The organism is Corynebacterium sp. HMSC074A01 (genome assembly GCF_001831515.1).
In the GTDB taxonomy this organism is placed as follows: Bacteria; Actinomycetota; Actinomycetes; order Mycobacteriales; family Mycobacteriaceae; genus Corynebacterium.
Genome location: NZ_KV825628.1, coordinates 109684 through 135596, shown reverse-complemented (window position 1 = coordinate 135596; position 25913 = coordinate 109684). Strand labels below are relative to the sequence as shown.

26 protein-coding genes are annotated in these 25913 nt (G+C 65.0%); 18 read left to right on the top strand and 8 right to left on the bottom strand.

What is annotated here, in order from left to right; genetic code table 11:
• Positions 1–66: 66 nt before the first annotated feature.
• Positions 67–462, top strand: coding sequence for an oxidoreductase (locus HMPREF2550_RS09345; protein ID WP_070790799.1), 396 nt, complete (start codon positions 67–69; stop codon positions 460–462).
• Here HMPREF2550_RS09345 and HMPREF2550_RS09340 read toward each other — a convergent pair.
• Entirely contained in the window at positions 459–1922 is a 1464-nt protein-coding gene (locus tag HMPREF2550_RS09340) for a leucyl aminopeptidase (protein ID WP_070790798.1), read from the bottom strand. The genes HMPREF2550_RS09345 and HMPREF2550_RS09340 overlap by 4 nt on opposite strands.
• A gap of 95 nt (positions 1923–2017) precedes the next feature.
• Between HMPREF2550_RS09340 and HMPREF2550_RS09335 the strand changes: the two genes are divergently transcribed.
• Complete coding sequence (locus HMPREF2550_RS09335; protein WP_070790797.1) at positions 2018–3124, top strand: branched-chain amino acid aminotransferase; 1107 nt, start codon at positions 2018–2020, stop codon at positions 3122–3124.
• Positions 3125–3130: 6 nt separating this feature from the next.
• On the opposite strand, the gene HMPREF2550_RS09330 is transcribed toward HMPREF2550_RS09335, so the two are convergent.
• Positions 3131–4123, bottom strand: a complete 993-nt coding sequence (locus tag HMPREF2550_RS09330; protein WP_070790796.1) for a nicotinate-nucleotide--dimethylbenzimidazole phosphoribosyltransferase — start codon at positions 4121–4123, stop codon at positions 3131–3133.
• Between the two features lie 3 nt (positions 4124–4126).
• The gene (locus HMPREF2550_RS09325; RefSeq protein ID WP_070790795.1) at positions 4127–4834 is read right to left on the bottom strand and encodes a DUF3043 domain-containing protein; all 708 of its coding nucleotides are present in this window, start codon (positions 4832–4834) and stop codon (positions 4127–4129) included.
• A gap of 162 nt (positions 4835–4996) precedes the next feature.
• On the opposite strand from HMPREF2550_RS09325, the gene HMPREF2550_RS09320 reads away from it, so the two are divergent.
• Positions 4997–5341, top strand: coding sequence for a HesB/IscA family protein (locus HMPREF2550_RS09320; RefSeq protein WP_038591565.1), 345 nt, complete (start codon positions 4997–4999; stop codon positions 5339–5341).
• A 90-nt stretch (positions 5342–5431) separates the two neighbouring features.
• Here the strand turns inward: HMPREF2550_RS09320 and HMPREF2550_RS12575 are convergent, their stop codons facing one another.
• The 3 genes from HMPREF2550_RS12575 to asnB form a co-directional block, all read right to left on the bottom strand.
• The gene (locus HMPREF2550_RS12575; RefSeq protein ID WP_305764123.1) at positions 5432–5935 is read right to left on the bottom strand and encodes an excalibur calcium-binding domain-containing protein; all 504 of its coding nucleotides are present in this window, start codon (positions 5933–5935) and stop codon (positions 5432–5434) included.
• 130 nt (positions 5936–6065) lie between these two features.
• Positions 6066–7070 carry a S41 family peptidase gene (locus tag HMPREF2550_RS09315; RefSeq protein WP_070790794.1) on the bottom strand — a complete coding sequence of 335 codons (1005 nt, stop codon included), beginning with the start codon at positions 7068–7070 and terminating at the stop codon, positions 6066–6068.
• A gap of 301 nt (positions 7071–7371) precedes the next feature.
• Positions 7372–9309, bottom strand: a complete 1938-nt coding sequence (gene asnB, locus HMPREF2550_RS09310; protein WP_070790793.1) for an asparagine synthase (glutamine-hydrolyzing) — start codon at positions 9307–9309, stop codon at positions 7372–7374.
• Positions 9310–9714: 405 nt separating this feature from the next.
• Here asnB and HMPREF2550_RS09305 point away from each other — a divergent pair, with 405 nt between their 5' ends.
• From HMPREF2550_RS09305 to HMPREF2550_RS09240, 14 genes are all read left to right on the top strand, one after another.
• Positions 9715–10806 (top strand): aa3-type cytochrome oxidase subunit II, encoded by a 1092-nt coding sequence (locus HMPREF2550_RS09305; RefSeq protein ID WP_070790792.1) that lies wholly within the window; start codon positions 9715–9717, stop codon positions 10804–10806.
• Between the two features lie 21 nt (positions 10807–10827).
• Positions 10828–11259 carry an aa3-type cytochrome oxidase subunit IV gene (locus HMPREF2550_RS09300; RefSeq protein WP_070790791.1) on the top strand — a complete coding sequence of 144 codons (432 nt, stop codon included), beginning with the start codon at positions 10828–10830 and terminating at the stop codon, positions 11257–11259.
• 427 nt (positions 11260–11686) lie between these two features.
• On the top strand, positions 11687–12307 hold the full coding sequence (locus tag HMPREF2550_RS09295; protein ID WP_210400226.1) for an aa3-type cytochrome oxidase subunit III: 621 nt from the start codon (positions 11687–11689) through the stop codon (positions 12305–12307).
• 45 nt (positions 12308–12352) lie between these two features.
• The gene (locus HMPREF2550_RS09290; RefSeq protein ID WP_070764455.1) at positions 12353–13201 is read left to right on the top strand and encodes a cytochrome bc1 complex diheme cytochrome c subunit; all 849 of its coding nucleotides are present in this window, start codon (positions 12353–12355) and stop codon (positions 13199–13201) included.
• A complete protein-coding gene (locus tag HMPREF2550_RS09285; protein WP_070790789.1) occupies positions 13198–14418 on the top strand; it encodes a cytochrome bc1 complex Rieske iron-sulfur subunit in 1221 nt (406 codons plus the stop codon). Before HMPREF2550_RS09290 ends, HMPREF2550_RS09285 begins: the two co-directional genes overlap by 4 nt.
• A complete protein-coding gene (locus tag HMPREF2550_RS09280) occupies positions 14418–16049 on the top strand; it encodes a cytochrome bc1 complex cytochrome b subunit (protein ID WP_070790788.1) in 1632 nt (543 codons plus the stop codon). Before HMPREF2550_RS09285 ends, HMPREF2550_RS09280 begins: the two co-directional genes overlap by 1 nt.
• Positions 16050–16604: 555 nt before the next feature.
• Positions 16605–17363, top strand: coding sequence for a C40 family peptidase (locus HMPREF2550_RS09275; protein WP_070790787.1), 759 nt, complete (start codon positions 16605–16607; stop codon positions 17361–17363).
• Positions 17364–17523: 160 nt separating this feature from the next.
• Positions 17524–18540 carry a C40 family peptidase gene (locus HMPREF2550_RS09270; RefSeq protein WP_070764458.1) on the top strand — a complete coding sequence of 339 codons (1017 nt, stop codon included), beginning with the start codon at positions 17524–17526 and terminating at the stop codon, positions 18538–18540.
• 12 nt (positions 18541–18552) lie between these two features.
• Positions 18553–19653, top strand: coding sequence for a glycosyltransferase family 4 protein (locus HMPREF2550_RS09265; RefSeq protein WP_070790786.1), 1101 nt, complete (start codon positions 18553–18555; stop codon positions 19651–19653).
• 11 nt (positions 19654–19664) lie between these two features.
• Positions 19665–20633, top strand: coding sequence for an ROK family protein (locus HMPREF2550_RS09260; protein ID WP_038591529.1), 969 nt, complete (start codon positions 19665–19667; stop codon positions 20631–20633).
• 13 nt (positions 20634–20646) lie between these two features.
• Positions 20647–21384, top strand: a complete 738-nt coding sequence (locus HMPREF2550_RS09255) for a lysophospholipid acyltransferase family protein (RefSeq protein WP_070764460.1) — start codon at positions 20647–20649, stop codon at positions 21382–21384.
• A 5-nt stretch (positions 21385–21389) separates the two neighbouring features.
• Entirely contained in the window at positions 21390–21593 is a 204-nt protein-coding gene (locus tag HMPREF2550_RS09250) for a hypothetical protein (protein ID WP_070764461.1), read from the top strand.
• 1 nt (position 21594) lies between these two features.
• A complete protein-coding gene (locus tag HMPREF2550_RS09245) occupies positions 21595–22113 on the top strand; it encodes a polyadenylate-specific 3'-exoribonuclease AS (RefSeq protein WP_070764462.1) in 519 nt (172 codons plus the stop codon).
• A 63-nt stretch (positions 22114–22176) separates the two neighbouring features.
• A complete protein-coding gene (locus HMPREF2550_RS09240; RefSeq protein ID WP_070764463.1) occupies positions 22177–23565 on the top strand; it encodes a class II 3-deoxy-7-phosphoheptulonate synthase in 1389 nt (462 codons plus the stop codon).
• Here HMPREF2550_RS09240 and HMPREF2550_RS09235 read toward each other — a convergent pair.
• Entirely contained in the window at positions 23562–24755 is a 1194-nt protein-coding gene (locus tag HMPREF2550_RS09235) for a protein kinase domain-containing protein (protein ID WP_070790785.1), read from the bottom strand. The genes HMPREF2550_RS09240 and HMPREF2550_RS09235 overlap by 4 nt on opposite strands.
• A 19-nt stretch (positions 24756–24774) precedes the next feature.
• Here HMPREF2550_RS09235 and HMPREF2550_RS09230 point away from each other — a divergent pair, with 19 nt between their 5' ends.
• On the top strand, positions 24775–25158 hold the full coding sequence (locus HMPREF2550_RS09230) for an Rv2175c family DNA-binding protein (protein ID WP_210399978.1): 384 nt from the start codon (positions 24775–24777) through the stop codon (positions 25156–25158).
• Here the strand turns inward: HMPREF2550_RS09230 and HMPREF2550_RS09225 are convergent.
• On the bottom strand, positions 25155–25913 hold a 759-nt coding region (locus HMPREF2550_RS09225), incomplete at its 5' end, for an HNH endonuclease signature motif containing protein (protein ID WP_210400225.1). The two genes, HMPREF2550_RS09230 and HMPREF2550_RS09225, sit on opposite strands and share 4 nt — an antisense overlap.

The following is a 25913-nucleotide window of genomic DNA, read 5'->3' as shown; positions in this document are numbered from 1 at the left end:
TACCTGTATTCCGTCCGCCTCGTCGCGTTTGGGGGCGCGATTTGTACGCTCGCTAAGATGTTGGGCGTGTTTAACCTTTTCGGCAAACGGAAGCAGTCCTCCACCTTCAAGCCCCCGCGCGCGCCCGGTGAGACCATCCGCCCTGACGATGCGCAGTACTTACAGCAGTGGGTCGCTGGCCGGAAGTTCGTCGAGGGCTACATCGAGCCGGAGACGATGGTCAACGAGATGTCGGTCGTGCTCGTCGATGAGCAGGGCAACTACACCCGCCGCCGCATCGGCGGGCCCAAGGGCATCGATGAGGTCGCGAAAATGCTGGGCATTTTGCTTTACGACGTCGAGGAGACCGGTTACCCAGACCGCATGCGCAAAAAAATGGAGCAGGAGAGAATCCTGCGCAAAAGGGCCGAGCAACGGGAACGCCGCGCCAAGTTTGAGCGCGGCGAGAACCCGTATAGCTAGCGCTCGGCGAGCGCCGAAAGGGTGGCGATGATGGTGCGCACCGGCACACCGGTGGCGCGCTTCGGGGTGTAGCCGAAGGGGGACTCGGTGTTAAACGACGGCCCGGCGATATCGATGTGGGCCCATTGGGTCCCCTCGCTGACAAACTTGGACAGGTACAGCCCGGCAAAGAGCATGCCGCCGTTGCGAGAATTGTGGATGTTCCGGATGTCTGCGACCGGGGACTTCAGCTGCGCCTCCTGCTCCTCCAGCAGTGGCATGGCCCAGGCGGGCTCGCCGAGGCTGCGGCCAGTTTCGGCGATCTCGTCGCGGAAATCGTCCGAGCCCATCACAGCGGAGGTGCGCGCGCCGAGCGCGACCATCTGCGCGCCGGTGAGCGTGGCCGTTTCGATGAGGTAGTCGGGGGTGTCCTGGGAGGCGCGTGCGATGGCGTCGGCAAGCACGAGGCGGCCCTCGGCATCGGTATTCAAGACTTCCGAGGTCAGGCCCCCGTAGTGGGTGATGACATCGCCCGGGCGGGTGGCGGCGCCGGACGGCATGTTCTCGGCCAGCGGCAGCCAGGCGTCGATGCGCATGTCAATGCCCAGGCGCGCGGCGGCAACAATCGCGGCGAACTGCGCGGCAGAGCCACCCATGTCGCTGATCATGTCCTCCATCTTCGGGCCGGGCTTCAGCGAGATGCCGCCGGTGTCGAAGGTGATGCCCTTGCCCACCAGCGCGGTGTGCGTGCCGGTGGCCTCCGGGTTCAACGCGAGGTGGACCAGGCGCGGCGGGCGCTGCGAGCCGCCACCGACGGCGGTGATGCCGCCGAAGCCGTGCTCGGCGAGGTAGTCCTCGTCGAAGACCTCGACTTTCAGACCCACCTGCGCGCCGATTTCCTCCATGACCTTGGCGTAGGAGGCCGGGTAGAGGTAGTTCGACGGGGTGTTGACCAGGTCGCGGGCCAGGTTCACCGACTCGGCGATGGTGCGCGCCGCCTCGAATTCTTGCTCGTCGGCGTCAACGACGGTGACCTCGGTGATTACCTGGGCCGCCTCCGCCGCATCGGCGGCCTTGAAGCCCTGGTAGGAGTAGCTGCCAAGCACGATGCCCTCCACGACCGGGCCCACGCCGAACTCGGCGCTGATCGCTGCTTTCTCCACGCCGGCAAGAGAGCGGGCCGCAGTGCCGACGCCGCGGCGCACCGCTTCGTCGTCGATGTCCGCGGCTGGGCCGATGCCGAAGGCGATGAACAACGTGCCGTCGACAAGCAGGCGGTGGCACTCGCCGACCTTACCCTTCGCGCCCACCTTGCTCAGCGCATCGAGCAGGCCGTCGGTTACAAGCGAGGTCACCGGCAGCTCGGGGCCGGACTCGCCGGCCGCGACCGGGACGAGGCGCGCGGCCTCAGCAGGCGCGCTTTCCGCGCAGGTTACCGACGCCGCCGTGCCGTGGACGGGGAGCGAGCAATCAAAAGCCATAAAAAGTCACCTTTCTTTACAAGCCTGAATAAATTCCAGTGCTATTTCAGCGTACCCGGGTAAACGGGGCGGAGGCCGCGAGTAGGGTAGTGCCCATGACATCGCTTGATTTCGCTATTACTCAAAACCCCAACCCCGCAACGGACGCAGAGCGCGAAGCCATTTTGGCCAACCCGGCCTTCGGCCAGGAGTTCACCGACCACATGGTCTCCATCGAGTGGACCGAGGACAAAGGATGGCACGACGCGCAGGTGCGCCCGTACGCGCCGATTACCCTGGACCCGGCGACCAACGTCTTCCACTACGGGCAGGCAATCTTCGAGGGACTGAAGGCTTACCGCCACGCCGACGGCAGCATCTCCACCTTCCGGCCCGAGCAGAACGCGGCCCGCATGCAGCACTCCGCGCACCGCCTGGCCATGCCGGAGCTGCCGGAGGAGCTGTTTATCGAGTCGCTGCGCCAGCTGGTCAACGTGGACAAGGCGTGGGTCCCGGCTGCTGGCGGGGAGGCCGCGCTCTACCTGCGCCCCTTTATGATCGGCACGGAGAAGACCCTGGGCGTTAAGCCCTCGCACTCCTTTACCTACTACGTCATCGCTTCGCCTGCGGGCGCGTACTTCTCCGGTGGCGTCAAGCCGGTTTCCGTCTGGGTTTCCAAGGAGTACGTCCGCGCCGCGCCGGGCGGTACCGGCGACGCGAAGTTTGCCGGCAACTACGCAGGCTCCCTGCTCGCCCAGGCCGAGGCGGAGGAGAAGGGCTGCGACCAGGTCGTCTGGTTGGATGCGATTGAGCGCAAGTACATCGAGGAAATGGGCGGCATGAACCTCATGTTCGTCGAGGGCTCGGGTGACAACGCCAAGCTGGTTACCCCGGCGCTGTCTGGTTCGCTTCTGGCGGGGATTACCCGCAAGTCGCTGCTGCAGGTCGCCAAGGATATGGGCCACGAGGTCGAGGAACGCAAGATCACCGTCGCGGACTGGCGCGAGGGCGTGGAAAACGGCACGATCACCGAAACGCTTGCCTGCGGCACCGCCGCCGTGCTCACCCCGGTAGGGCGCGTGAAGAGCGCCGACGGCGAGTTCACCATCAACAACAACGAGGCCGGCGAAATCACCATGGCGCTGCGCGAGCGTCTCCGCGGCATCCAGGACGGCAGCGTGGAGGACACCCACGGGTGGAACACCACGCTCGTCGAGGCCTAAGCGCGCCTACTCCGCGCGCAGCGACTCGAGCACCTCGCCGACCATCTCCGCAGCCATGTTGAGCTGCGGCAGGGCGGCGAGCGCGCCTGTGGCCTGGCCCACAGTGATATCCAGTGCGAGCACGGGGGTCAGATCGAGCGCCTGTAAGCAGCCGATGTGGGCAGGCTCGGGGCTTAAGCCCGCGGCGATCAGCCAGCGCTTGGTGCCGGGGGCGAGTCGCTCGGCGACGTAGGCGGCGACGGTGGGTAACGCGCCGTCGAGAAGCACTGGCGTACGGCGCACCGCTGACTGGGCGATGAGCCCCACGAGGAAGGCCATGTCCGGCCCGGAGATCTCTGCGAGCACGCGCTCGACGTCGTCGGCGAATCCGCGGGCGCGGAACATCGCGTCGCGGATCGCGGCGACCTTGACCTTCCACACCTCGTCGTCGATGCCGGAGCCGCGGCCGATTGCGAGTACGGGCTCGGTGCGGGTGAGCGTGCCGTAGACCGCGGCGGCGATCGTGGTGTTGCCGACGCCGACGTTGCCGGGGATGATGAGGTCGGTGCCGGAGTCGACCTCCTCGTCGGCGACTTGCATGCCGCGGACAATCGCGTCTGCGCAGGCTGCGGCAGTCATCGCGGGGGTGGTGTCGATCGCGCCGGTGGGCTCGTCGAACTCGTCGACCACGCGCACCGTCGCCCCCGCCGCGCGCGCCGCGCTGTGCGCCGGACCCCCACCCTCAGTGAGCTGGGTAAGCAGGCGCTCGGTCGCGCCTTCATCCCACGCGGACAGCCCACGCGCGGCGATGCCGTGGCGGGCGGCCACGACCACGGCGCGGGGGCGCGCAAAGGGGGCCGGGTCCGCGCCAGCCTGCACGCCTGCCAGCTGCGCGCCGAGATCGCCGAGCCGGCCGAGCGCGCGGCCCGGCACACTGCGCGCGAGCAGGCGCGACACCGTGCGGGCGCGGCCCGTGTCCGGCGGCTCGACGGCCGGAAAGCGTGGTGCGGGATCGGTCATCGCTTACACCTTCGCACCGATGGCGACCTGCGGCTTCGGCGAGCGCCAGTTGCGCGGCTGGGACGCGCGGGAGAAGGCGTACATGCCCAGGCCGAAGCCGGTCTCGGTGGTCTCCGGGAACTTCGCGCGCACCGCCTTGTTCGCGCGGATGCCGATGATGAAAGCCTCGATGAAGATCGCCAGAATGAACACCATGGTCAGCCCGGACAGCACGGTGGCCACGCGCGGCATCCAGGTGCCGATCAGCATGACCAGCAACAACACGAGCGCGACCGGCATGACGTAGTTGTTGAAGAAGCGGCGGGCGTCGACCCAGTCGCGCACGTAACGGCGGATCTCGCCCTTGTCGCGGTCCATGAGGTAGCGCTCGTCGCCCGCGTCGATGCGCGCCTGGATCTCGCGGTTCGCGCGGCGATTCTCCGCGCGCTGCTCCTTCTTATACGCCTTCCATTCCTCCTTCGTCATGGAGGCCTTCAGGTCCTTGTTGCGCTGCGAGCGCTGCGCCGGCGTCAGCGCGTCCGGGTCGCGCAAGACCCCGCGCTTGATCTCTTGGTCCTGCCGCTTGGGCGTCGGGCGGCCCTTCGGCGGGGTGTAGCCCTTGGGGTAGGTGGGCTCCGGTTGGGCCTCGCTTATCGACGCTCCGTCGTCCACAGCGCCCGCCTCAGCCTGCTGCTCGGTGTTCTGCTCAGATTTCTGCCAGGGGAATTTCACGCCCTCTAGGCTACAAGCAGGCGTAGGAAAGTAGGAATACGCCACCGGGGTGGTGCGTTACAGATGAAGAGCCCGGCACCTGGGCGGCGACGGTTGCGCGCCGCTTCCGGGTGGGCACTATGATGGGGCCAACTCCGGCAACATATTTAAGGAGAGATTTCCATGACTGCACCTACCTCTGCCACTGGGGTGAACCTGACCGACGCCGCCGCCGCGAAGGCGAAGGCACTGCTGGACCAAGAGGGTCGCACCGACCTGTCGCTGCGTATCGCCGTGCAGCCGGGTGGCTGCGCGGGCCTGCGCTACCAGCTCTACTTCGACGACCGTGACCTGGACGGCGACAAGGCCGACGAGGTCGGCGGCGTGCGCCTCGTGGTGGACAAGATGAGCGTGCCGTACCTGGCCGGCGCCACGATCGACTTCGCTGACACGATCGAGCAGCAGGGCTTCACCATCGACAACCCGAACGCTGGCGGCTCCTGCGCCTGCGGCGACTCCTTCAACTAAGTCCCGCGCGTGAAAGAATCCCGCCCACCACATAGGCGACAAGCTGTGTGGTGGGCGGGATTCATTTGTCATTGGCCGATTGTTTTTGTGCTATTCGCAGGCGACGCCATCGCCGTCGCGGTCCAAAGCAGAGCGGTAGCCAGGCTCATATTCGTAGATTGGATTTACACCAGCCTCGCGGGCTGCAGCGCAGTTGCGGTAGTAGCCGTTTGCAGGCCGCTTCCCGTTCTGGTTAGCAGGTGCGGGGCGGGCTTGGGGTGCTGGTGCTGGAGCCGGTTTGGGCACAGACCGCGGGGCCGGAGCAGGCTTGGGTGCTTGCCGCGGAGCCTTTGCTGGTGAGGTTGTCGGGCGCGGCGCTGGCTTCGGTGCCGGTGCTTTTGCTCGGGGGCGGGGCCCAGGAATAACTCCCGGAAGGGGGTTAGGGATGAGTCGCTGCTGGACTGCCCAAACTGTGGCGCCAGCACCCAAGCCAACTACCGCAAGAATGGCGGCAATCGTGATGGCGGCGGCTGCGCCTGTGGAGAGCTCATTGTCTTCTGCTTGAGTAGCCTCTTGCGAAGCAACCTCGGTGGCTTGCGCATTTGGTACAGACATTGGGGAAAACATGCATGCGCCGGCCAGACCTAGCGCCACAATTGACTTTTTCATAACTAAAGAATAGCAGAATGCTGTGAATTGGCTTATGATTTGGATGACGTGATGTTGTTCACTTTCTGAACCTCGCCTACGCCCCGCAGCTGTGCTGCTCGCGCAGCCACGCTTTGGCCTCGTCGAGGGCCTCGTCGGCGGTGGCGGTGGGGGAGTCGGGCTGGATCGGATCCTCGGCGAACTCCTCGCCCGTGCGGGCCTTGTCCTTCGCGATGGTGAGCATGAGCACGCTGCCGTCCGGGAAGTCATAGACCGTATTCGCCGAGGCGAAACCAGCCGTGGGGGTGCCGAAGGAGCGGGAATTATCGAGGCCGCGGAAGGCGAGCATGGTGGCCTCGCCGGAGGAGGCGGTGGTGTCGTCGACAAGCACTGCTGTGGGGGCCTCCCACTTGCCGCCGGCGGTTTCCAGCGGGGTGCCGCCGCCGCGCACGGCGTTGCCATCGACGGTGACCTGCGTGGTGTTCATGCGGCTGACGAACTCGAGCGCGGTGCCGTCGGGGAGAAGTGGGCTGAGGCCCGCGACCATGGGGCCCATGTCGCCGCCGTCGTTGCCGCGCAGGTCGACGATCGCGCCGCAGGCACCGCCGTCGCGTGCCTCGATCAGGCCGCGGGAGAGCGTGTCAGCGTAGCTTTGCACGTCGTCGTGGCGGCCGATACCGGGCACGGTGGCGAGCGCGATGCCGTCGGTCGTTTCGACGCCGACCTGGGCGGACGGGGACTCGTCGGTGTCTTGGTTCGCCTCTTCGTAGTGGAGCTTGGAATGCTTGCCGCCGGCGGCGTGCACCGCGGCGTTGAGCGGCTCGATCAGTTCGTACTTGTGGCGCGCATGCTTGGTCGCCTCCTCGACCTCGGCGCGGGCGGCTGCGAACTCCTCCGAGTCGCCATAGATGCCCATCGATTCGGACAGATCCAGCACGGTGTTCGCGTAACGCTTCGGCGTGTCCGTGCCGAAGAAGCGAGCCTGGCCGGTCATCTGCGCGGTCAGCGTCGGGCCCCAAACGTAGCCGGCGGCCGCTATCAGGAGGACGAGGGCGACGGCAACGCCGCCGAGGATACGAAGAACTTTCTTTGTTGTACTCATGCCTTTGATTCTGGCTGCGCGAGGAGCTTGTCGGCAATGGTGGCAGGCGGAGTCTTTGGGTAGAGCTAGCACTACCTTGTGGCGGCCGCTTCTGGCTTCTGGCGTCCGCAGGTTTTGGAGGTCTAAACGGAGCTAGCTCCATTTGGACTTGCGGCGATCGGAAAAGCCCAGGTCGCGTGGAAACGAGATTGCTAAATGGAGCTAGCTCCATTTGGAGCAGCCTCAAAAACGACAAGCCGGGCGTCAAAACGCCAGGTCGGCCGGAGCACGGGAGCGGCAAACGCAGCCCCCGCGCCGCCCCCTACAGCTTGACCGGGTACTCCTTGTGCTCGATCTGCGGGTCGATGCGCTGCTCGACAAAGATGCCGTGCCAAACCATAAACGCCAGCACGGTCCACAGGCGGCGCGAGTGGTCGGAGATGCCGTCGCGGTGCTCCTTGAGCATCTCGAGCACCTCCTTCTTGTTAAAGATGTGCTCGGTCTGCGACTCGTTGATCGTGTCCTGCGCCCAGCCGTACAGCTCATCACCCGCGAGCCAGTGGCGCATCGGCACGGGGAAGCCGAGCTTGCGGCGGTTGAGCACGTGCGCGGGCACGATCTGCTCCATCGCGCGGCGCAGCGCGTACTTCGTCGTCCCGTTCGCGATCTTCTGGTCGTAAGGAATCGTCTGCGCCACCTCGAAGACCTCTTTGTCGAGGAAAGGCACGCGCAGCTCGAGCGAGTTCGCCATGTTCATCTTGTCGGCCTTGACCAGGATGTCGCCGCGCATCCAGGTGAACAGGTCGAGGTTCTGCATGCGCGCGACCGGGTCCATGCTTGTCGACGCCGCGTAAATCGGTGCCGTGACCTCCCGGTGATCCCACTCGCGCTTGGCCCAGGGCAGTACCCGGTTGAGCTGCTCGAAGTTAAAGGAGCGGGCGTTGCCGTAGTAGCGCTCCTCCATCGGGGTGGTGCCGCGCAGCAGCAGACTCTTGCCCTTCATGCCCTCGGGCAGGACCTGGCCGAGCTTGTTCAGCCCGCGCAGCAGGGGAGAGGGCAGCTTCTCAAAAGGAGCGAGCGAGAGCGGCTCCTTGTAGATGGTGTAGCCGCCGAACAGCTCGTCGGCACCCTCGCCGGAGAGCACGACCTTGACGTGCTTGCGGGCTTCCTGTGCGACGAAGAACAGCGGGACGAGCGAGGGGTCCGCGACCGGGTCGTCCAAGTACCACATGATCTTCGGGATCGCGTTCGCATACTCCTCGGGCGAGACGATCTTGACGATGTGCTCCACACCGATCGCCTCGGCCGACTCGGCGGCCACGTCCACCTCGGAGTAGCCTTCACGCTCGAAGCCGGTGGTGAAGGTCAAAAGGTCCGGGTTATGGCGCTTCGCCAACGTTGCGATAGCGGTGGAGTCGATGCCGCCGGAAAGGAAAGAACCGACGGTGACGTCGGCGCGCATGTGCTTGGCCACCGAGTCCTCAAGGGCAGCGGCGATGCGGTCGTAGAGGTCCTGCTCCTTGCCCTTGGGTACTGGCTGGGACTTAAAGTGCGGGGTGAAGTAGCGCTCGCTGACGACCTCGCCACCGGGGGTAAGGGTGACGGTGCAGCCGGACTCTACGCGTCGAATAGCGGTGTGCAGGGTCTCCGGTTCGGGTACGTACTGCAGGTCGACGTAGTGTTCGATCGCGCGCCGGTCTAGCCCATTGTCTTGACCGCCGAGATCGAGTCCAAGGGGTTCCGCCATCGCCAGGATGGATTTCTTCTCGGATGCGAACACGGTGCCGGCCTCTGTGGTGGCGTAAAACAGCGGTTTGATGCCGAACTGGTCGCGGGCGGCGAACATGGTCTTTGTCTCGCTGTCCCAGATGACGATGCCGAACATGCCGCGCAGGTGGTTGACCACGTCCTTGCCCCAGTGGTGGTAGCCCACCACGATCGGCTCGCCGTCGCCGGAAGTATTAAAGGTGTAGCCCGCGGCCTGCAGCTCCTCGCGCAGCTCGAGGTAGTTGTAGATCTCGCCGTTGAAGGTCATGGCGTAGCGGGTCGGATTGTCCTCCGGGCCCCAGCGCAGCGGCTGGTGGGAGTGCTCCAGGTCGATGATGGCCAGCCGGTTAAAGCCGAAGACCGCGTCTGCGTCGTGCCACGTGCCGGCGGCGTCGGGGCCGCGGTGGTACATGCAGGGCAGCGCCTCGTCCACGGCGGGGACGAAGGTGCGGGCGTTGGAACCGGCGGTAAGCAGTGCAAGCAGGCCACACATCGTAAGTTGAACCTTCTCCTTATATATATGGTGCGCAACGGATGCGCGCGGGTATGCCTTCCAAGGATAGAGTTCACGCGCCTCGATCGGCGAACCGGACGCCGGTGTGGCGCTTCAACCTTTAGCCCGTCCCCGAAAGGGGGCCAACTTTCGGATGAACATTTTAGTCAGATCTCCGCTTTTTGTGTGGCACTGGACACATTTGCTGTGGCCTGGCAGGAAAAGCCAAGGGTGGCGGGTGGGCGTCGAGAAGCGAAAGCGCCGCAGTTCGGGGGCGACGGTAAGAATTCCGTGGACGGGCTTGGGATGAACTAATCTAACTGGGTAGGAATGGGTAGGAATGCTCTGGCATACCTATGGACGTTCAGTGTTTTAAGTGAAGTGTGGACAGGAAGGCAGACACACGTGGAAAAGGAAACAAAGCGCAGCTTCGCCAAGAAGCTTGGCGTGGCCGGTTCGCTCCTGCTCGGCGGCTTCGCGCTCGCGGGCTGTGAAGTAGCCCCGCCGGAGGCTGTGGCCAAGGTGCTCGACATGGGCTGGCCCGACCCGGTCACCCCGGAGGGTGTGCAGATGTACAACTTCTGGGTCTGGGTATGGCTTGCTGCCTGGATTATCGGCATCGTGATGTGGGGCCTGTTCCTCACCGCTATCTTCAAGTGGAACCGCAAGGCCAAGGAGAAGAAGGGTGAGGGCGAGTTCCCGAAGCAGCTGCAGTACAACGTGCCGCTTGAGCTGGCGCTGACCATCGTGCCGATTCTTATCGTCATGGTGCTGTTCTTCTTCACCGTCCAGGCACAGACGAAGACCACTGCGTTGGACAAGGATCCGAAGGTCACCGTTGATGTCACCGGCTACCAGTGGAACTGGAAGTTTGGTTACGCGGAGGTTGACGGCGAGTTCACCCCGAACGGCCAGAAGTATGAGGGCCGTGACGAGGAGCGTCAGGCCGCAGCGGAAGAGTCGAAGTACGACCCGGAGGGCGTGCCGAACGCGAACCCGATCCACGGCATGTCGATGGGCGACCAGTCGTACCTGAACTTCAACCAGATCGAGACCATCGGCTCCTCCGAGGAGATTCCGGTGCTCGTGGTCCCGACCGATACGGCGATCGAGTTCCGTCTCGCTTCCGGTGACGTCAACCACGCGTTCTGGGTTCCGGAGTTCCTGTTCAAGCGCGACGTCTACGCGCACCCTGAGTCCAACCAGCAGCAGCGCAGCTTCCAGATCGAGCGCATCGATGAGGAAGGCGCGTTTGTCGGCCGCTGTGCCGAGATGTGCGGTACCTACCACGCCATGATGAACTTCGAGGTTCGCGCGGTGTCCCCGGAGAAGTTCAAGCAGTACATGGACTTCCGTATCGAGAACCCGCAGGCTCCGAACTCGGACGCACTGAAGGCGATTGGTGAGGAACCGTACGCAACCTCCACCCACCCGTTTGTTACCGACCGTCTGGGTACCCGCGACGGTAGCAACGCCAACGTCCCCACCACCGTTTAAAGAAAGAAGGAGTGCAGAACAATGGGAGCTGGCTCAAAGGTTTTCTACGCAATCGGCACCTTCTTGGCCCTGATGGCAGTGGCCTACATCGTTTCCACGAGCTGGATCGGTGAGGATGCTTACCTCTTCGGCCTCGAGTGGGTCGGTGGTGTCGCGCTCGTGCTCGCCACGGCGCTGTGCTTCATGATGGCGGTCTACCTCAACTTCACCGAGCGCCGCATGGACGTCCTCCCTGAGGACTGGGAGGAAGCGGAGATTGAAGACGGCGCTGGCGTGCTGGGCTTCTTCTCCCCGCACTCGATCTGGCCGTCCGCTATGTCCGGTGCGATCTTCTTCCTCGGCCTGGGTATCGCCTTCTACCAGCTGTGGCTGATCGCCTTCGGCGCGGTCTTTCTCATCTGGACCACCACGCAGCTCAACCTGCAGTACGGCATCCCGCGCGAGAAGCACTAAGCGCCTTCATCTCCCGCACGCCTTCGCGGGAGGCCTCAAAGCCCCGGCACCTTGTGGTGTCGGGGCTTTATGCTTGTCGACGCCCACCCGCACAGGGGTCATCCGAAAGTAGGTTTTCCACCCGCTTTCTGCGCTTGGCGGGTATGAGAAGGATCACATTCGGGAACTTGCCGCCGAAGCGAATTGGCGGGCGAATATCTGCCTACCGATCGGCGAAACGTTGCGAAAAACGGGGGTAGGGAAGTGGCGCTGCCGTGACCTGCAGGGATGCGCGTCGGATAGTCGTTTAAAAAAGTTCCCGGGTTTTCAAAAAAGTTTTTACCAGAATCGCATAGCAGGGAAAATAGCTGGTTGGGGCGGAATTGGCAGAATAATTTCGGGGGTATCTGAGATGACTTTCAGACGAAAACAGGCCATAATCACATGCGTGACGACCGCAATTTCTAACCAAGGCATGGCGACACCGCAGAATCGTGTCCCCTCGCTGAACCGACCGAACATGGTCAGCGTGGGCACGATCGCGTTTCTCGCCCAAGAGTTGATGTTCTTTGCTGGCTTGTTCGCGATGTACTTTACGTCGCGTGCAAACGGCTTGGCTGCCGGTGACTGGGAGAACCAGACGGCACACCTGAACGTGATGTTCGGCTTGATCATCACCATCGTTCTGGTTGCTTCCTCTGTGACCTCTCAGTTCGGCGTGTTCGCTGCAGAAAGGGGTGACGTATACGGCCTGCGTAAGTGGTTTGCTGTCACCGTGCTGCTCGGCGTGATCTTCCTGGGTCTCGTGGCATACGAGTGGACAGAGATGGTCATGCACGGTGTAAGTGTTCAGTCCAGCGTGTATGGCTCGGTGTTCTACATCATCACCGGCTTCCACATGGCGCACGTGACCGCCGGCATTCTTGCCTTCATCGTGGTGCTGCTTCGCGTTGCTAAGTCGAAGTTCACCCCGGCGCAGGCAACGGCTGCGATGGTGACCTCCTACTACTGGCACTTCGTTGACGTGGTGTGGATCGGCGTGTTCATCACCCTCTACCTGGTGCAGTAGTCCAGGGAACAGATAAAGCTTGAATAGTCGCTAAAAGGAAGCAAGATGGAAAACACACCTAAGAAGAAGCGTCGCGGTCGCAAGACCCAACGCACCGTCGCTGGTGCCGCTGCGCTGACGCTCGGGCTTACCGGTGCGGGCCTTCTGGCCTCCGCGCTGACCCCGAACGCTCAGGTTGCCACCGCCGAGCGCGATGAGCAGGCCCTGGTCCAGGAGGGCAAGGACATCTACGACGTGGCCTGCATTACGTGCCACGGCGCAAACCTGGAGGGCGTCGAGGATCGCGGCCCGTCGCTGATTGGTACCGGCGAGGGTGCCGTGTACTTCCAGGTCAACTCCGGCCGCATGCCGATGATGTCGAACGACGCGCAGGCTGAGCGTAAGCGCCCGCGCTACACCGAGTCCCAGGCGCTTGCCCTGGCTGCTTACGTCGCAGCCAACGGTGGCGGCCCTGAGCTCGTCTACGACGACAACGGCGAGGTGGCCAAGGAGTCCCTGCGCGGCAAGAACTACGACGGCCAGATTCAGGCCGCCGACGTTGCCCGCGGCTCCGAGCTGTTCCGCCTGAACTGCGCCTCCTGCCACAGCTTCACCGGCCGTGGTGGCGCGCTGTCTTCCGGTAAGTACGCCCCGGTGCTTGATCCCGCCAACGAGCAGGAGATCTACCAGGCGATGCTGACCGGCCCGCAGAACATGCCGAAGTTCTCCGACCGCCAGCTCTCCGCAGACGAGAAGAAGGACATCATCGCCTTCATCAAGTCCGCGAAGGAAACCCCGAGCCCTGGTGGCTGGTCGCTCGGCGGCCTCGGCCCGGTTTCTGAGGGTATGGCTATGTGGATCATTGGCGTGACCCTGGTCGCTGCCGCTGCTATCTGGATTGGATCGCGCTCATGAGTGAAGTGAAGAAGAATTACACCAAAGAAGAGCTGGACCGCATGAGCAATGCGGAGCTCGCCGCGCTCGGCACCGAGCTTGATGACGTCACGGTGGCCTACCGCAAGGAGCGCTTCCCAGTCGAGGGCGACCCGCGCGAGAAGGCCGCAGCCACTGGCATCAACATCTGGCTGCTGATCTCCATCCTGTGCGGCATCGCTTTCCTGGGCGTGTACCTGTTCTGGCCGTGGGAGGCAAAGTTCCACGGTGACGAAGGCCTGTGGCTGTACACGATCTACACCCCGCTGCTCGGTCTGACCTCTGGCCTGGGCTTCATCGCGCTGGGTATCGCGATTATCCAGTACGTGAAGAAGTTCATCCCGGAAGAGATCTCGGTGCAGCGCCGCCACGACGGTCGCTCCAGCGAGCTTGACCGTCGCACCACCACCGCGCTGCTGAACGACGCGTGGGAGACCTCCACCTTTGGTCGTCGCAAGGCGATGCAGGGCCTCCTCGGTGGCGCTGGCGTCCTCGCCGGCCTGATGGTCATTGCCCCGCTCGGCGGCATGATCAAGAACCCGTGGCGCGAGCGCCACGAGCTCAACTACCTGGGCGATGGCACGCTGTGGACCCACGGCTGGACCATCCAGGAGAAGGGCGTCAAGGTCTACCTCGGCCGCGACACCGGTGCAATCGCCGAGCTGCACGAGGGTGAGACCGGTTCGCACTACACCACCGCGGGTGTGTCCCGCCTGGTGCGCATGCGCCCGGAGGACCTGGCTGCAGCGTCTATGGAGACGGTCTTCCCGCTGTACGCGGAAGACGTCAACGACGGCAAGGAGTACGACCCGAAGCGCGACGTGTACGAGCAGCACATGCACTCGCTGCACGGCCCGCGTAACGCTGTCATGCTGATCCGCCTGCGCTCCGCAGACGCCAAGCGCGTCGTCGAGCGTGAGGGCCAGGAGGACTTCCACTACGGCGACTACTACGCCTACTCCAAGATCTGCACGCACATCGGTTGCCCGACCTCGCTGTACGAGGCGCAGACCAACCGCATCCTGTGTCCGTGCCACCAGTCGCAGTTCGACGCGCTGCACTACGGCAAGCCGATCTTCGGCCCCGCCGCACGTGCGCTGCCGCAGCTTCCTGTGACTGTTGACGAAGAAGGTTACCTCATCGCCAACGGCAACTTCATCGAGCCCGTCGGCCCGGCATTCTGGGAGCGTAAGTCCTAATGAGTACAAAACTTGCACAAGCCGCGGACAACGTTGACTCGCGGTACACGATCGCGGGGGTCCTGCGCCCTCAGCTGAACAAGGTCTTCCCGAGCCACTGGTCCTTCATGCTCGGCGAGATGGCCCTGTACAGCTTCATCATCCTGCTGCTGACCGGCGTCTACCTGGCGCTGTTCTTCGACCCGTCGATCACCAAGGTGATCTACGACGGCGGCTACCTGCCGCTCAACGGCGTGGAAATGTCCCGCGCCTACGCCACCGCACTGAACATCTCCTTTGATGTCCGCGGCGGACTCTTCGTGCGCCAGATGCACCACTGGGCCGCCCTGATGTTCATGATGGCCATGTTCGCGCACATGATGCGTATCTTCTTCACCGGTGCGTTCCGTCGCCCGCGTGAGGCGAACTGGATCATCGGTGTCACCCTGATCCTGCTCGGCATGATCGAGGGCTTCATGGGCTACTCCCTGCCGGACGACCTGCTCTCCGGCGTCGGTCTGCGCATTATGTCCGCCATCGTTGTGGGCATCCCGATCATCGGTACCTGGATGCACTGGGCCATCTTCGGCGGCGACTTCCCGTCCGACCTGATGCTGGACCGCTTCTACATCCTGCACGTGCTGATCCTGCCGGGCATCATCCTCGCGCTGATCGCCGCGCACCTGCTGCTCGTCTGGTTCCAGAAGCACACCCAGTTCCCGGGCCCGGGCCGCACCGAGAACAACGTTGTGGGCATCCGCATCATGCCGGTCTTCGCCGTGAAGGCAATCGGCTTCATGATGTTCGTCTTCGGCGTCCTCGCTGCCATGGCTGGTCTGACCACCATCAACGGCATTTGGAACATTGGCCCCTACAACCCGTCGCAGGTCTCCGCCGGTTCGCAGCCGGACGTGTACATGCTCTGGACGGATGGTGCCGCACGTGTCATGCCGGCGTGGGAGCTCTACCTGGGCAACTACACCATCCCGGGCGCGTTCTGGGTGGCCCTGCTCTGTGGCCTGATGGTCGTCCTGCTGCTGACCTACCCCTTCATTGAGAAGAAGATTACCGGCGACGACGCACACCACAACCTGCTGCAGCGTCCGCGCGACGTCCCCGTACGTACTTCCATCGGTGTCATGGGCATCGTGTTCTTCATGCTGATGACCATCTCCGGCGGTAACGACCACGTCGCGCACTTCTTCCAGATCTCGCTGAACGCGATGACCTGGTTCGGCCGCATCGGCGTGATCGTGCTGCCGCCGCTGGCATACTTCATCACCTACCGCCTGTGCATCGGCCTGCAGCGCTCCGACCGCGAGGTCCTGGAGCACGGCATCGAGACCGGTGTGATTAAGAAGCTGCCGAACGGTGCCTTCGTGGAGATCCACCAGCCGCTCGGCCCGGTCGACGAGAACGGTCACCCGATCCCGCTCGAGTACGCAGGTGCTCGCGTGCCGAAGCAGCTCAACCAGCTTGGCTTCGCAGACTCCGAGACCATCGGTGCCTTCAAGCCGGCTGAGCTTGGCGTCACCGAGCGTGTGCGCGACTCTGAGGCGCAGAAGCACCACGAAGAGGTGGAGACGCTGCGCAAGCTCGAGGAGGCCAAGCACCTCGACGATCGCGACGCGACCCACGAGAACAGCCACTAATACGCTGTAAGAAATAGCGGTCAGGAAAGGGCCCATCCCGAAAGGGGATGGGTCCTTTTTCTATGCCCGAAAATCACGGTTTATAACGGCCCAATATGCCCGCTTTTCGACGATGTGACGGAGAACACACGAGAACTTTTTATGCAGCGCGGTACATTGGCAGTACTTTGCGAAGCCAGCCGAACTGCGGCAAAACACCAGGTAATAGCCGGGATCTCGCATTGCAGCGCGCGCATGGGGCCGTGTGAATTCTCTAGAAAATTCTGGCAAACGCAAGGAAACGGTTCAATAACGGATTTGTAACAACCCAAGGGTTGGACAAACTTGTTGCCGTTTCGTAATCTGTTCGAGACATTGCGACAACAGCCGTTGCTTGCAAGGTACGAAAACAGAACATATGAGCCGCACACCACGACTTCAGTGTCGTGGAACCGGGGAACCGCACTTGACTGATTGAGGGCGGATGGCGCGCAGCAAGGCGAGCCAGGGCAGATTCTCACGGCCCAGCCCGAATGGCTACCCGGTAGGCGAAGAGAAGATATGGAGAAACTTACAATGGCAAAGCACCGTCGCCAGACCACGAACACCGCAGTCCGCACCGCGGCTGCCGCAACCGCCGTCGTCGCAGGCGCCACTCTGATGGTGCCGACCACCGCGCAGGCCGCCGAGGTCCGCGTCCCGAACTCCCCGGTCTCCGCTGAGATCCCGGGCATTGAGAACATCCCGGGCATCGCCAACATTCCGGGCATCGAGGCTTGGGTTCCGTCCCTGGCTGGTAAGGCCGATGGCGGCCAGTACCAGCAGGCAATCGCCCAGGTGAAGGCGCTGCCGGGTATCACCAACGTGCCGGGCTTCAACCAGTTCATCGCCAACGTTGAGGCGCAGGTGCTGCCGCAGCAGCAGCCGGCGCAGGCCGTCGCTAAGCAGTACTCCGCTCCTGTCGCTGCCCCGGCTCCGGCCCCGCAGAAGACTCAGGGCGAGCGCATCGTCGAGATCGCCCGCACCAAGATTGGTTCCCCGTACGTCTACGGTGCCGCTGGCCCGAACGCTTTCGACTGCTCCGGCTTCACCTCCTGGGTCTACGCGCAGGCTGGCAAGTCCATCCCGCGTACCTCCCAGGCGCAGGCTTCCGCGGGCACCCCGGTCTCCCTGGACAACATCCAGCCGGGTGACATCGTGGTCTACTACGGTGGCGCATCCCACGTCGGCATCTACGCCGGTAACGGCACCATCATCGACGCGCTCAACAGCGGCGTGCCGGTAGGCGAGCGCCCGCTGCACATGATGCCGGTGCACTCCGTCGTCCGCTTCTAAAAAGCTTCTCGACGCCCCACCTTTCACACCCGTACCAGTTCGTATTGAACTGGGCGGGTGTGCTTTTGTTAGCGGGCCAAGCTGGCTATAGTAGTAACGGTTTTATACACATCGCAGCACGCTTTGGTCACGGCTGCGGATTTTTCAAAGGGGATCTGTCGTGGGCTCACACTCTCTTTTCACTCGCCGGGCACTTGCGGCAAGCGGCATCATCGCCATCGCTGCGGGAACGTGCGCGCCGGTCGCGGGTGCCGACGACGTCGACGCGCTGATCGAGCAGCTCGAGGAGGTCTCCCACGAGGCGACCGCGAAGTCGGAGGAGATCAAGGCCCTCGAGGACGAGGTCGCCGATTCGGAACGCAAGATCGCCGAGGCCGACCAGCGCGCCGCCACCGCTCGCGCCGAGGCCGAAAAGGCCCGCGGCGCGAAGACGGGCTTCCAGCGCAACGTCAACGACCTGGCCCAGTCGAAGTACCGCAACACGGACTCGGAGGTCTTCCTGACCACGCTTGAGTCCGGCAGCCCGCAGGCCGCGATCGACCGCGCCGCCTACCTCGGCTCGCTCTCACGCAAGGCGGAGCGCACGCTCGCCGAGCTTAACGACGCCAACGAGCTCGCCGCCTCCCGCGCCCGCACCGCCAACATCGCCAAGGCGGAAGCGCAGTACAACCGCAACCAGCTCGCTGCCCAGCTCGATACGCTCAACCGCGAGCGCGACGAGCTCGACGACCAGATCCGCGACATCGAGACCAAGGTCGACGGCCTAAGCGAGGAGGACCGCCAACGCTGGATCGAGAAGGACGGACCCGTTAGCCTCGGCGCGAACCTGCCCGCCGCTGACTCCGGCGTCGTCGCCGCCGCGATGGCCCAGCTCGGCAAGCCCTACGGCTGGGGCGCAGCCGGTCCGGACGCCTTCGACTGCTCCGGTCTGATGGTCTGGGCCTACGGCCAGAACGGCATCGGCATCCCGCGCACCTCCCAGGCACAGCTCGCGGGCGGCACCCCGGTGTCCATGGGCGAGCTCCAGCCGGGCGACATCATCGGCTACTACCCGGGGGTGACCCACGTCGGCATGTACATCGGCGACGGCATGGTCGTCCACGCTTCCGACTACGGCATCCCGGTTCAGGTTGTGCCGGTCAACTCCATGCCGGTGCAGGGCGCGGTGCGCTACTAGCCCTGCTGGCTGATGTCGCGCACGCTGCTGGTCACCAACGATTTCCCGCCCACACTCGGGGGGATTCAGTCCTACCTGCGCGATTTCGCCTCCCACCTCGCCGCACGAAACGGCCCCGACTCGCTGGTCGTGTTCGCCTCCACCCAGGACGCGGACGCCGCGCGCGAGTGGGACGCCGCCCAGCCCTTTCCCGTCGTGCGCTGGCCGGCCAGCGTCATGCTGCCGACCCCGGGGGTGCGCCGCCGGATGCAGGAGCTCATCCGCGCCCACGACATCCACACGGTCTGGTTCGGCGCGGCCGCCCCGCTCGCCGTGATGGGCGCCGCGGCGAAGCAGGCGGGCGCGCGCAAAGTCGTGGCCACCACCCACGGCCACGAGGTCGGCTGGTCCATGCTTCCCGGTGCCCGCCAGGTGCTGCGCCGCATCGGCAACAGCGCCGATACGGTCACCTACGTCTCCGAGTACACCCGCCGCCGCTTCGCATCGGCCTTCGGGCCCCACCCGGAGTTCCTCGCGCTGCCCTCCGGCGTCGACACCGACTTCTTCCGCCCCCAGCCGCGCCCGGACACACCCAACCCCGTGATCGTCTGCGCCTCCCGGCTTGTCGCCCGCAAGGGCCAGGATCAACTCATCCGGGCGCTCCCGCGCATCCGGGCCGCCGTGCCGGGCACCGAGCTGCACCTCATCGGTGCCGGGCCGGGCGAGCGCCGCCTGCGCCGGCTTGCCCGCGACACGGAAGGCGTGCACTTCCACGGCGCGGTCACCCGCACGCAGCTTCGCGACGCCATCGCCACCGCCGACCTTTTCGCCATGCCCGCCCGCACCCGGGGCGGGGGCTTAGACGTCGAGGGGCTCGGCATCGTCTACCTCGAGGCCCAGGCCTGCGGCGTGCCGGTCATCGCCGGCAACTCTGGTGGTGCGCCGGAAACCGTCACCGACGCAACCGGCATCGTCGTCGACGGCCGCGACACCGCCGGGCTCGCGGCCGCCGCCTGCGAGATCCTGCGAGACCCGGAAAGGGCCCGGGCGATGGGTCAGGCGGGGCGTGTGCACGTCGAGAAGCATTTTGCGTGGGACGTACTCACCGAAAGACTGGCAGCACACTTGCAGTAGAATCGTCCCCTATGTCACTTCACCCAGGCCCCCTCACCATCGGCTTCGACATCGGCGGCACCAACCTGCGCGCCGCCGTCGTCGACGCCAACGGGCAGATTCTCGACGCCGCGTCCACCTCCACCCCCCAAACCGGGAGCGAAATGACCGCCGCGATCGTCGAGCTCGCACACCAGCTGCGCGCCTCGCACGACATCGCCGCCGTCGGACTTGCCGTCGCCGGCTTCCTCGACCCCGACTGCGAAATCGTCCGCTTCGCCCCGCACCTGCCGTGGCGCGACGACTACCCACTGCGCAAGAAGCTTGCCGACGAGCTCGGCTTGCCCGTCCGCCTCGAACACGACGCCAACTCCGCCGCCTGGGGCGAATACCGCTTCGGCGCGGCCCGCGACGCGGAGACCTGGGTGCTCTTCGCCGTCGGCACTGGCATCGGGGCAACGCTCATGCACCGCGGTGAGATCTACCGCGGCTCCTTTGGCACCGCGCCCGAGTTCGGCCACCTCACCGTAGTGCCCGGCGGGCGCGCCTGCTCCTGCGGCAAGCAGGGCTGCCTTGAGCGCTACGCCTCCGGCTCCTCCCTGGTGGATTGCGCGGTCGAGATCGCCACTCGCGGCGGCTACAAGCGCTGCGGGCTCTACCGCAAGGTGGTGGGCAAGCACGCCACGGGCCGGGACGTGATGGAGGCGGCGCGCGCCGGCGACGAGCTCGGGCTCGCCGCGCTCGACAGCTTCGCCACCTGGCTGGGCCGCGGTCTCGCGATCGTCGCCGACGTGCTCGACCCGGCGCTGATCGTGCTGGGCGGGGGAGTGGCCGCCGACGCCAGCATGTTCATCGATACCGCGCGCGAGACCATGGCCGCCACCATGGTCGGTGCCGGCTACCGGCCGGTGGCCGACATCCAGTGCGCGGAGCTTGGACCCCAGGCCGGTATGATCGGTGTAGCTGATTTGGCCCGCACGATGGTGCACGAACAACAATAGGAAGCGCACGGCGATGACAAACAGGTGGTATTCGGTGTTCAAGGCCGTCCTCGGCCCGTTCCTCATAGTGTGGAACCGGCCGACGATCAACGGCGCAGACCATATCCCCGACACCGGCCCCGCGCTGATGGTGTCCAACCACCAGGCCGTGATGGACTCCTTCTACCTGCCGCTGATGGTGCGCCGCCAGCTGACCTTCCCCGCGAAAAGCGAGTACTTCACCACCCCGGGGCTCAAGGGCGCGATCCAGAAGTGGTTCTTCACCGCCGTCGGCCAGGTGCCGCTCGATCGCCAGAGCAAGGACGCGGGCGACGCGCTGCAGACCGCGGCTCACCGGGTCCTGAAGGGCGGCGACCTGTTCGGCATCTACCCGGAGGGCACCCGCTCGCCGGACGGCCGCATCTACAAGGGGCGCACGGGCGTGGCCCGCATCGCCATGGCCGAAGGGGTGCCGGTCGTGCTCACCGGCATGGTGGGCACCCGCAACGCCAACCCGATCGGCACGACTTTCCCGCGGCCAGCGAAGATCCACATCGAGATCAGCGAGCAGATCGACCCCCACGCCTGGGCCGCAGAAAACGGCTTCGACCCGGCGTCGCGGGAGGTGGCGCGCCCGTTCACCGATTACCTCATGCACCGGCTCGCTGAGCTGACCGGCTACGACTACGTCGACGTCTACGCCAGTGAAATCAAGGAATCGCTCGAAGCCACCGGCGAGTACCCGGAAGGCACCGAGCCGCGCAAGGAGTAAAGCACATGGATAAGGATCTCATTACGCGCGTCGTCCTCGTTGTGGTCACCGTCGCGCTGTACCTCGTCGCCTCGGAGGTGGGCTTCCACCCGACGATCGCCGCGCCGATCGCGGTGGCGATCGTGGCGCTGGTGATGTTCTGGCCACGCCCGCGCGAAGAGCGCGAGCAGCGCCTGCCCATCCAGCTGGAAGAGCAGGGCGAGAAATAGGATGAAGTACTTCTACGACACGGAGTTCATCGAGGACGGCTCGACCATCGAGCTCGTCTCCATCGGCATCGTGGCGGAAGATGGGCGCGAGTACTACGCCGTGTCGACGGAGTTCGACCCGCGCGACGCAAGCGAGTGGGTGCGCGCCAACGTGTTATCCAAGCTGCCGCCTGCCAGTGACCCGGCGTGGAAGCCGCGGCGGGTGATTCGCGACGAGGTGTACGCGTTCCTTACGGCGGCGTCGACAAGCCCTGAGCTCTGGGCGTGGGTCGGCGGCTACGATCACGTGCTCTTCGCCCAGCTGTGGGGCGACATGACGGGCCTGCCGCGCAAGATGCCGCGGTTCACGCATGAATTAAAACAGTACTGGGAGATGGCGGGTCGGCCGAAGCTGCCGAAGGCTCCGCAGGGCAACCACGATGCGCTTATCGACGCCCGCCACAACGTCAAAAAGTACCGCGTATGTGCGGAAATACTGCCGCTGGATGCCACTGGCCGCGCCACCGCGCCGAACACCTAGCGGCGGACACCTGTACACGGGAATCGGTCCTGGGCACACAGCCGGTGTGCTAAGAATAAAGGCGTGAGTTGGACAATTGATATCCCGAAAGACGTACTGCCCGATCTCCCGCCGCTGCCGGGCGATCTTAACGAGCAGTTCCAGGACGTGCTCAAGCGCGACGCGAAACAGCAGCCCAGCTGGGACGCGGACCAGGCGCGCTATGTGCGCAAGATCCTGGAGTCGGTGCCGCCGGTGGTGCTTGCCCCGGAGATCGAGGAGCTCAAGGACCATCTGAAGGACGTGGCGCTCGGCAAGGCCTTCTTGTTGCAGGGCGGCGACTGCGCCGAGACTTTCGAGTCGAATACCGAGCCGCACATCCGCGCCAACGTGCGCACGCTGTTGCAGATGGCGGCGGTGCTGACCTACGGGGCGTCGATGCCGGTGGTCAAGCTCGGCCGCATCGCCGGCCAGTACGCCAAGCCGCGTTCCTCCGACCTGGATGCGAACGGGCTGCCCAACTACCGCGGCGACATCGTCAACGGTGTCGAGCCGACCGAAGAGTCCCGCCGCCACGACCCGGCCCGCATGGTCCGCGCTTACGCGAACGCCTCGGCCGCGATGAACCTTGTGCGCGCTTTGGTCGCCTCGGGGACTGCGGACCTGCACCACATCAACGATTGGAACCGCGAGTTCGTGAAGAATTCGCCGGCCGGGGCGCGCTACGAGGCGCTCGCCCGCGAGATCTCCCGCTCGCTCGCGTTCATGGATGCGTGCGGGGTCAACGACTACAACCTGCGCACCTCCGAGATCTTCGCCTCGCACGAGGCGCTGCTGGTGGACTACGAGCGCGCGATGCTGCGCCTCGCCGAGGACGAGCGCGGCAAGCAGCGCCTCTACGATCTGTCGGCCCACCAGCTGTGGATTGGCGAGCGCACTCGAGGCATCGAGGACTTCCACGTCAACTTCGCCGCGATGATCGACAACCCGGTCGGCATCAAGCTCGGCCCGATGGTCACGCCCGAGGAGGCTGTGGCTTACGCCGACAAGCTCGACCCGAATCGCGAGCCGGGCCGCCTCACGATGGTCATCCGCATGGGGCACGAGAATGTGCGCTCCGTGCTGCCGGGGATCGTCAAGGCTGTCGAGGCCTCCGGCCATAAGGTCGTCTGGCAGTCGGACCCGATGCACGGCAACACGTTCACCTCCTCCAACGGGTACAAGACGCGCCACTTCGACAAGATCATCGACGAGGTCCAAGGCTTCTTCGAGGTCCACCGCGAGCTGGGCACTCACCCCGGTGGCGTGCACATCGAGCTCACCGGCGAGAACGTCACCGAGTGCCTGGGCGGTGCCCAGGACATCTCGGATGTCGACCTGCCGGGCCGCTACGAGTCCGCCTGCGACCCGCGCCTGAACACCGAGCAGGCACTCGAGCTGGCCTTCCTGGTCGCCGAGATGCTGCGCTACTAAAACGCGCCCGACACGGCCTGGCTGACAAGCGGCGGGATCTCGCCGTACATGCCGGAGCCGAACCACCAGCCGCCGACGCCAACCGCGCCGGCAACGAGCGCGGCGAAGACCACATAGGCCGCCAGCGCCGCCCCGGAGCGGTTGGAAACGCGCCGCACGCGCGGTTTCGGCGCGGGCTTGGCCGGCGGGGGAACGGGAGGCGGTGCGACCGGTGCCGCATCGACTCGCGTCTGTGGCTCCGGCGGATCGGGGAAGAGGCGCCGTTCTCGCTGCGGTACGGCGGTCTCGCGGCCTCCGAAGCGCGTCGGGTGCGCCGCCGCGCGGTTCGCCGCCGAATTCCGCGGCACCGGGACGGTGTAGTCGGGCAGTTCGAGTTCGCGGGCGACGTCGACAAGTGCGTCGAGGAACTCGCCGGCAGTGTGGAAGCGCTCGGTGGGGTTGGTGGCGGTGGCGGTGGTGACGAGCTCGTCGAAAAGCATGGGCACCCCGTCGATTGCTTGCGAGGGCGGCGGCACCTCTTCGTTCAGCCGCGCGTACGCGTGCGCGAGCGGGGTGTCGCCGCGAAATGGAGTGCGGCCGGTGAGCAGCTCGAAGAGCACGATGCCGGCCGAGTACACGTCGGAGGCCGGGGTGATCGCCGAGCCGTCCACCTGTTCGGGCGAGAGGTAGCTGACGGTGCCGACGATCTGGTCTGTCGAGTGCGAGGCGTCGGCGGCCGCCCGCACCAGGCCGAAATCGGCGAGCTTGACCTGGTGGTCGCCGTTGATCAGCACGTTGTCCGGCTTGATGTCGCGGTGCACCAGGCCCTTGTCATGCGCCACCGCAAGGCCGGTGAGCATCCCGCGCATTACAGCGGTGGCGGCGTGCGGCGGCATCGGCCCGCGCTCGGCGAGCAGCTCGCGCAGGGTACCGCCGGTGATCAGCTCCATGATGAGGAAGATCTCGTCGCCCTGGGCGGAGAAATCGTAGACGTTGACCAGGTTCGGGTGCGACAGCTGCGCCATCGCGCGGGCTTCGCGGCGGAAACGCTCGAGGAAGACCGGGTCGTCGACGTACTGCTGGTGCATGACCTTGGCGGCGACCTCGCGGCCGAGCCGGGTATCGACGCAGCGGTAGACCGTCGCCATGCCGCCGCGCGCGATCGGCCGGTCGATGACGTATCGGTGATCCAGGTAGTCTCCCACATCCATGCAGACCAGTATGGTGCACATGGGCCCCGCGGCGCTAAACTACGGGGCCGTGAATACTCTTGATGATCTCCTCGCTGGCGAAGAACTGCTGTCCCTGCCCGCGGTCGCCGAAATGCTCGGCGTCCCGGTGACGAAGGTCCACGACCTCGTCAACGCGCGCAAGCTCGTCCTCTACCGCAAGGATGGCCGCAAAGCGGTGCCCGCCCTGCTCTTCGCCGATGGCGAGATGAGCAAGTTCATTACGGGGGCCATTACCGTGCTTTTCGACGGCGGCTTCTCCGAGGAAGAAATCCTTTCCTATCTCTTCACCGAAGACGATTCGCTGCCGGGTCGGCCGATCGACGCGTTGCACGGTCACGGGGCGCGCGAGGTGATTCGGCGCGCGCAGGCGATGGCGTTCTAGCCGGGCGAGGCCGGTGTGCCTTGGGCGGGTCCGCCGATGATGGTTTCGGCGTCAACGTAGTCGCGGCCGGTGAATCGTGGTGTGCCGTATTTGGGGCCGATCCAGGCGATCCGGCCGTCGATGCGCGCCATCCGGCCCCGGTCTGGCTGGCCGTTGACCGCGTTGTGGTGCGGGCACAGCCAGCACATGTTCGACGGGTGTGTCTCACCACCTTGGGCGTAGTCGGTCAGGTGATGGGCCTGGCACTTCGAGATCGGGGTGGTGCAGTCCGGCCAGCAACAGGTTGGCGAGTCCGCCTCCAAGGCGAGGCGCTGCACCGGCGAGGCAAGCCGCGCCCGGTGAGTATTGATTGGACCCAGGTGTGGTGCGGCCAGGGTGATGTAGCCATCAGGCAGGATGTGGCGGCGTAGCACCTGGCTGGTGGTCATCTTCACACCAGTGTTGGTCACCACGACCGGTTCCTGGTCGGGTCGGTCATCCGTGCCGGCGAGGACGTGGTCGATGTCCTTGTCGGTGATAATCGCGTGTATCGCCACCGGTGCTTGGACGATGTGGCGGTTGTTGACCAGCCAGTCGATCGGGTCAATGGGTTTGCCGTCCTCGCCGGGGGTTTCAAACGTGGTGACCAGGTCCTGTAAGTCGTTGGTGGGGCCGGTCAGGCGAATGATGAACTTGTCGTGTTGTTCGCTGCGTTGGATGCGCACCCCGTCTTGTGGTGGGCGCGGTGGAAGATACTCTTTGCGCAGCCGGGTGGC